The 1,619-nt window shown below is 45.5% G+C and carries 1 protein-coding gene; it reads right to left on the bottom strand.

The features are described 5' to 3' along the window. Positions 1-62 precede the first annotated feature (62 nt). A complete protein-coding gene (locus AB4232_RS16705; RefSeq protein ID WP_017097047.1) occupies positions 63-1,595 on the bottom strand; it encodes a DUF3612 domain-containing protein in 1,533 nt (510 codons plus the stop codon). Positions 1,596-1,619: the final 24 nt, after the last annotated feature.

Genomic DNA, 1,619 nt, shown 5'->3' with positions numbered 1-1,619 from the left:
TTAGCTCAAGCAAAACAAGCAGAGCACGACAATTTACTAATCATGCTCATACCATTCTTGCGCTAACACTCACCACACTTTGAGTAACAGCTTGGTTGGCGCGGGCATTCTCCACCTCGGGAGCAGATAAGCCTAGCCTCTGTCTCAATCCCACGTTCAATCCAATTTATATTTAGAATCTTGGCTATTGTCGTGAGATCTTTCTTGATGTTACGCGGGATTACCACCGAGCCACCATTGTTAACGCATGATGCTTTAAGTTGCTCTGCAATGTCTCTTGAATTACCGCCTTGTGCATCAATTGCAGGGTTAAGGTCTATGCCTGCACACAATACGCGATTGTTACCTGCAGGATCCGTCATATTGATTGATTCACAGCAGTAGATTCTTGGTTCATCACCCACATTTAAAATAGATATTTGAGCCGAACTCCCTGCGCGAGGTTCTGACAATCGACGGAACACAGCCCAATGTTGACATGGGTCGGCAACAGTTCTCATATTTCCCCAAGGCAGTGGAATCCCGTTCCCGCGGTACACCGCCTTGAGTTTCCCTGGCCCATAAGCATCAAAGTAGTGCCAGTGAGGGTAGGGCGATACTACCGTCATTCGACGCATAGCAACAGAGGGGGAAACCCCCGCTCTTTTGTGAACGTCGATTTCGTAACCAGTGCGGTCAAGCAACTGTCTAAATGGAACTTTCGGGCAAAGAAGTGCGCCAGCAAAGAAGCTAGATTCAAAGTCTCGCCATGCTTGAAGAATATCTTGAGAATTAAGTTGCGAAGAGCCTGAAACCTGGTTGTCGTCCCATGTGTTGTTATTGCCGACCGACAACACACTCTTTAAGCCTTCTTTGCTATGCAGAATACAATGGCCAATATAGACCGATAAATCGTATTTCAGACGAGTGGGGTACTCTTTCAGGATTTCGTTTAAGAAGATTGTGCTAGGAGGTTCAAAGAACGAAGTGACTAGCTGTTTGGCATTAATTCCGAGTTCATCAACAACGTCTTTCGGTGTGCGTGTTACCCAACGGATGTTAATTCCTAGGCTTCTAGCGATGTCTATCAGATCTTCTACGCTGAGGTTAAGACGTTTTAAGCCAACTTCTTCCGCTGCGCGCTCAAGGTCAGGGAAGTGGTTCTGATTGCTTTCTTGGTGTGCTCGAATTAAGAGGTGTGCAAACTGGCGGCCTGAGATCCCCGTTTGAGATAGCATCTCTGGAATTGCAATTTGCAGGATGTCGTTGGAGAAAAGAAAGCTAGGCTCGAGTGCCATGCCACTTATCCCACCACGATTCCCTTTATCAGGAGCAATGGCTTGTTGTTCAGATTCGTCGTCAAGGAACCAGGTTGGGTTCTTCTGAAAGACCTGCGCGATTACTTCTAGCATATCGATGCTTGGGACGCGCTTTCCACGTTCAATCATTGAAAGGTAAGAAACGGAAGGTGCGTATTCTGGGTTGATTCTAATACAACGCGCAGACAGATCTTCCATCGTTAAATGGTTACGTTTTCTTAGGTTACGTATTTTCGTACCTAGGAAATGAGACTGACGAACTAAACTTTTTGACAAGGCCATATTTGTAAAATTCACATTGTAAAATTTTTGTTGTGAAAT

The sequence above is a fragment of the Vibrio sp. 10N.286.46.A8 genome, from assembly GCF_041470165.1.
Lineage (GTDB): Bacteria > Pseudomonadota > Gammaproteobacteria > Enterobacterales > Vibrionaceae > Vibrio > Vibrio tasmaniensis_A.
This window is presented reverse-complemented; position numbering and strand designations above follow the sequence as displayed.